Below are 5,403 nucleotides of genomic sequence, written 5' to 3'. Positions count from 1 at the left end.
ACGACCGCTGAAGACCACCGACTCACCACCGGCGACCTCCGTCACCGCACTCAGCAACGGATGATCGATCCCCTCCAGCCCGGCCGCGTCCATGTCCCCGGCCTCAGCCTGCGCCGCCACCCAGAACCGCTCCCGCTGGAAGGCATACGTCGGCAGGTCGACGTGCGCCGGTCGGGCGGGAGCGAAGAAGGTGTCCCAGTCGACGGTGACGCCGCGGACCTGCAGTTGCCCCAGGGCCCTGACCAGGGTCCGGACCTCGTCGCGGTCCTTACGGGCGGTCGCGACGAACGTTCCGTCCTGCACGCTCTGCTGGGCCAGGGCGGTCAGGGTGGTGTCCGGCCCGATCTCGACGAACACGTTCGCCTGGCAGGCGACGACCCCGTCGGCGAAGCGCACCGCCTCCCGCACGTGCCGCACCCAGTACGCCGGATCGGTCAACAGCCCCGGCTCGGCGGGACGACCCGTCACATTGGAGACGACCGGGATACTCGGCTCGGCGAAGGTCAACCCGGAGACGATCTGCTCGAATTCGGCGAGCATCGGCTCCATCAGCGGCGAATGGAAGGCATGCGAGACCCGCAGCCTGCGCGTCCGGGCACTCACCAGTGCGGCGATCTCCTCCACCGCGGTCTCACTGCCGGAGATGACTACGGCCTGAGGGCCGTTGACGGCGGCGATGCCCACGTCCTGGCGGCCCTCCAGCAGCGGAAGGACCTCCGCCTCGGGAGCGGCGACGGCCAGCATCGCCCCACCCTCCGGCAACGCCTGCATCAACCGGGCCCTCGCGGAAACGAGAGCACACGCATCGGGCAGCGAGAGCACCCCGGCCACATGCGCGGCGGCGATCTCCCCCACCGAGTGACCCACCAGCACGTCCGGGGTGACACCGAGCGAGGTGAGCAGCCGATACAGAGCCACCTCGAAGGCGAACAGCGCCGGCTGGGTCATCCCCGTCTCGGCCAGCACGCCATTGGGGTCGGAGAACATCACCTGGCGCACGGGGTGCGGCAGCAGCGCGCAGACCTCGTCCAGCGCCTCGGCGAACACCGGGAACGCGGCGGCCAGCTCACGGCCCATCCCCACCCGCTGGCTGCCCTGACCGGCGAACAACATCGCCATCCTGGCTCGCCCGCGCACCTGCCCGGCCTCGACCACCGACTCGCCCGGCTCGCCCTCGGCCAGCGCGGACAGCGCCTCCAGCAGCCCGGTACGGTCCGCACCGACCACCGCCGCGCGCTGCTCCAGCAGCGCCCGGCCCGTCGCCAGCGACCAGCCGACATCCGCCACGTCCAGCTCCGGCCGCTTCAGCATCCAGGACCTGAGCTGCCTCGCCTGTGCCCGCAGCGCCGCCACCGACTTCCCGGAGAGCAGCCACGGGACGGCGGGCAGGGCCTCGCCCGGCTCCCTGTCCGGTTCGGCCGGGGACTCCTCCAGGACGACGTGCGCGTTCGTGCCGCTGATCCCGAAGGAGGAGACCGCCGCCCGGCGCGGGCCGTTCTCCGGCTCCCAGGGACGGGCCTCGGTCAGCAGCTCCACCGCGCCCGCCGACCAGTCGATGTGCTCCGACCGCTCCTCGGCGTGCAGGGTCTGCGGCATGACGCCGTTGCGCAGCGCCATCACCATCTTGATCACACCGGCCACACCGGCGGCCGCCTGCGCGTGACCGATGTTCGACTTGATGGAACCCAGCCACAGCGGCCGGTCCTCCGGACGATCCTGGCCGTACGTGGCGATCAGCGCCTGCGCCTCGATCGGGTCACCAAGCACCGTTCCCGTGCCGTGCGCCTCGACCAGGTCGACGTCCGCGGGTGAGAGGTTCGCGTTGGACAGGGCCTGGCGGATCACCCGCTGCTGCGAGGGACCGTTCGGCGCCGTCAGCCCGTTGCTCGCACCGTCCTGGTTGACCGCGCTGCCCCGCAGGACCGCGAGGACCTGGTGGCCGTTGCGGCGAGCGTCCGACAGCCGCTCCACGAGCAGCATGCCCACGCCTTCCGAGAGGCCGACGCCGCCCTCCCCCTGGGCGAACGCCCGGCAGCGGCCGTCCGGCGACAGGTTGCGCTGCCGGGCGAACTCGATGAACGTCCACGGGGTGGCCATCACCGTCACACCGCCCGCCAGAGCCAGGTCACAGTCGCCCGAGCGCAGTGCCTGCGCCGCCAGGTGCAGCGCGACCAGCGACGACGAGCACGCCGTGTCCACGGTCATCGCGGGGCCCTCGAACCCGAAGGTGTAGGACACCCGCCCAGAGGCGACGCTGCCGGAGTTTCCGGTGCCGATCAGGCCCTCCAGCTCCTCCGGTACGGAGGAGAGCTGGCTCGCGTAGTCGTGGTACATCACACCGGCGAACACGCCCGTCCGGCTGCCGCGCAGCCCGTGCGGGTCGATTCCCGCACGCTCGATCGCCTGCCAGGAGCTCTCCAGCAGCAGTCGCTGCTGCGGGTCCATGGCGAGGGCCTCGCGCGGGCTGATCCCGAAGAAGCCGGGATCGAACTCGGCGGCGTCGTACAGGAAGCCGCCGTGCCTGGCGTAGGAGGTGCCACGGTTGCCGGGGTCCGGGTCGTACAGCTTCTCCAGATCCCAGCCCCGGTCGGTGGGGAACTCACCCACCGCGTCGCCCGCCTGCGCCACGAGCCGCCACATGTCCTCCGGCGATTCGACCCCGCCGGGATAGCGGCAGGCCATGCCGACGATCGCGATGGGCTCGTCGTCTCCGGTCGAGACCCGCGACGTGACCGCGATCTCCCGCTTGCCGAGCAGCTCGCCGGACAGGAACGGGACGAGCGCCGTCTGGGTCGGATAGTCGAAGATCAGCGTGGCCGGCAGCCGCATGCCGGTGACCTGGCTGAGCCGGTTGCGGAACTCCACCGCCATCAGCGAGTCGAAGCCGAGCTCCTGGAAGGAGATGCCGTCGTCGAGCGCGGACGCGTCGGCGAATCCGAGGACCACGGCCAGCTGGTCGCGTACCAGATCCTCCAGCACGGCCCGCTGCCCGGCCGGAGGCAGGCTCGCCAGCTGCTGCTTCAGGGTGGCCGCCGCCTCCGAGGCCGCCGTCACCACCCGCCTGGCGGGAGCGGCCACCAGGCCACGCAGCAGCGGTGGCAGCGAGTCCGCGTGAGTGCTGAGGACCTTGAAGTTGAGCTGGGCCGGGAGCAGCGTGGCCCGTCCCGTGTCGAGTGCGGCGTCGAAGAGGGTCAGGCCGTCCTCGGCGGTCAGCGGGTCGACACCGGAGCGCGCGAGGCGCCGCAGATCGGCTTCGTTCAGGTCGGCCAGCCCGCCGATCGCCCACAGGCCCCAGGCCAGCGAGGTGCCCGCCAGTCCCCGCGACCTGCGGTGCTCGGCCAGCGCGTCGAGGAAGGTGTTGGCCGCGGCGTAGTTGCCCTGCCCGGGACCGCCCAGCACCCCGGCCATCGAGGAGAACAGCACGAACGCCGACAGGTCCAGATGCTCGGTGAGTTCGTGCAGGTGCCAGGCCGCGTCCGCCTTGGGCCGCATGACCCCGTCCAGCCGCTCGGACGTCAGCGCGGTGATCACACCGTCGTCCAGGACGCCGGCCGCGTGCACCACACCGCTCAGCGGCCGATCGGCCGGAATGGCCGCGATCAGCTGCGCCAGCGCGTCACGGTCACCGACGTCGCAGGCCGCGACCGTGACCGTGGCGCCCAGCTCGGTCAGCTCCGCCACCAGCTCGGCCGCCCCCGGCGCCTGCGCGCCGCGCCGGCCGGCCAGTAGCAGGTTCTTGACCTGGTAGGTGGCGGCCAGGTGTCTGGCGACCAGCGCGCCCAGGCCGCCGGTGCCTCCGGTGACCAGCACCGTGCCCGCCGGCCCGAACACCGGAGCACGATCCTCCTCCACCGGCGCCACCACCGTACGCACCAGCCGCGGCGTCCACACCGCACCGGCCCGCACCGCGACCTGCGCCTCACCCGAGGCCAGCGCCTGACCCACCGCACTCTCATCGAGGGACTCGGTGTCCACGTCCAGCAACACGAACCGGCCCGGCTGCTCGGCCTGCGCCGCCCGCACCAGACCCCACACCGCCGCCTGCGCCGGATCCACGTCCTCGACCTCGGCGACCGCCACCGCGCCCCGGGTCACGAGCACCAGCCGCGAGGAGGCGAACCGCTCCTCGGCCAGCCACCCCTGCACCACACCCAACGCCTCGTGCACCCCGGCCGACACCTCGACCAGCACACACTCCGCGACCTCACCCTCCAGCGAACCGGCCGACGAACCGGCCAGAGAATCGGCCACCACCCACCCGGGCACCCCCGCAGGAGCGGAAGCGGAACCTGCCGGAGTCACGCTCCACTCGACGTGGAACAGCTTGTTCCTGAGCCCGGTGGTGCGGGTGGCCTCCGGCCCGCCGATGGAGACCGGGCGTACGGCCAGCGACGCGACCGTCGCCACCGGCAGGCCCGCGGTGTCCGTCAGCTTGAGCGAGACCGCACCCTGGGCGGTCAGCGAGATCCTGATACGGAGTTTCGTGGCTCCGGAGGCGTGCAGCGCCACCCCGCTCCAGGCGAACGGCAGGGAGGGCCGGCCGGGCTCGGAGTCGGTCACGAACTCACCGAGGGCGGTGGCGTGCAGGGCGACGTCGAACAGCGCCGGGTGCAGCCCGAATCTGGCGGCGTCCCGTGCCATGTCCTCGGGCAGCGCCAGCTCGGCGAAGACCTCGTCGCCCTTGCGCCACGCGGCCCGCAGCCCGCGGAAGGCGGGGCCGTAGTCCAGGCCGATGGCGGCGAAGTTCTCGTACAGCCCTTCCATGCCGACGGCCTGCGCGCCCTCCGGAGGCCAGGTCTCCTCGGCTTCCGGCACGACCACGCCGACGCGGGCCAGTATGCCCGCGGCGTTCTGGGTCCAGGGCTCGTCCTGCGCGTCGTGCAGGCGGGAGTAGATCCCCAGCTGCCTGCGTCCGTCCTCGTCAGGCGCGCCGACGGCCACCTGGAGCTGGACGGCTCCGCGCTCGGGCAGGAACAGCGGTGCCTGGAGCGTCAGCTCCTCCAGCAGGTCGCAGCCGACCTCGTCACCCGCCCGTACGGCCAGCTCCACGAGGCCGGTTCCCGGCAGGAGCACCTGCCCGTTGACCGCGTGGTCGGCCAGCCACGGGTGAGTGGCGATCGACACGCGTCCGGTGAGCACCGCCGCTCCGCTCTCCGCGAGCCCGGTGGACGCGCCGAGCAGCGGGTGCCCGGTCGCCCAGAGCCCGAGGCTCTCCGCGTCGCCCGCGCCGGCCGTCCCCAGCAGCCAGTAGCGCTGGTGCTGGAAGGCGTAGGTGGGCAGGTCGACGGTGCTGGGCCGGGCCGGGGCGACGGCCCGCTCCCAATCGACCTCCCCGCCGCGCACCCACACCTCGGCCGCGCTCGTCCACAACCGGCGCACCCCACCGTCATCACGCCGCAACGT

Annotated in this window: 1 protein-coding gene; it reads right to left on the bottom strand. The window is 72.7% G+C overall.

Annotated features, from left to right (window positions below):
* A partial coding sequence (locus ACTOQ1_RS42625; RefSeq protein WP_440074276.1) for a type I polyketide synthase occupies positions 1 to 5,379 on the bottom strand: 5,379 nt, incomplete at its 3' end.
* Positions 5,380 to 5,403: the final 24 nt, after the last annotated feature.

Origin of the sequence: Streptosporangium sp. OZ121, from assembly GCF_051918885.1 — a bacterium.
GTDB lineage: Bacteria > Actinomycetota > Actinomycetes > Streptosporangiales > Streptosporangiaceae > Streptosporangium.
The sequence above is the reverse complement of the archived record's forward strand: the minus strand, read 5'-3'. Positions and strand labels throughout refer to the sequence as shown.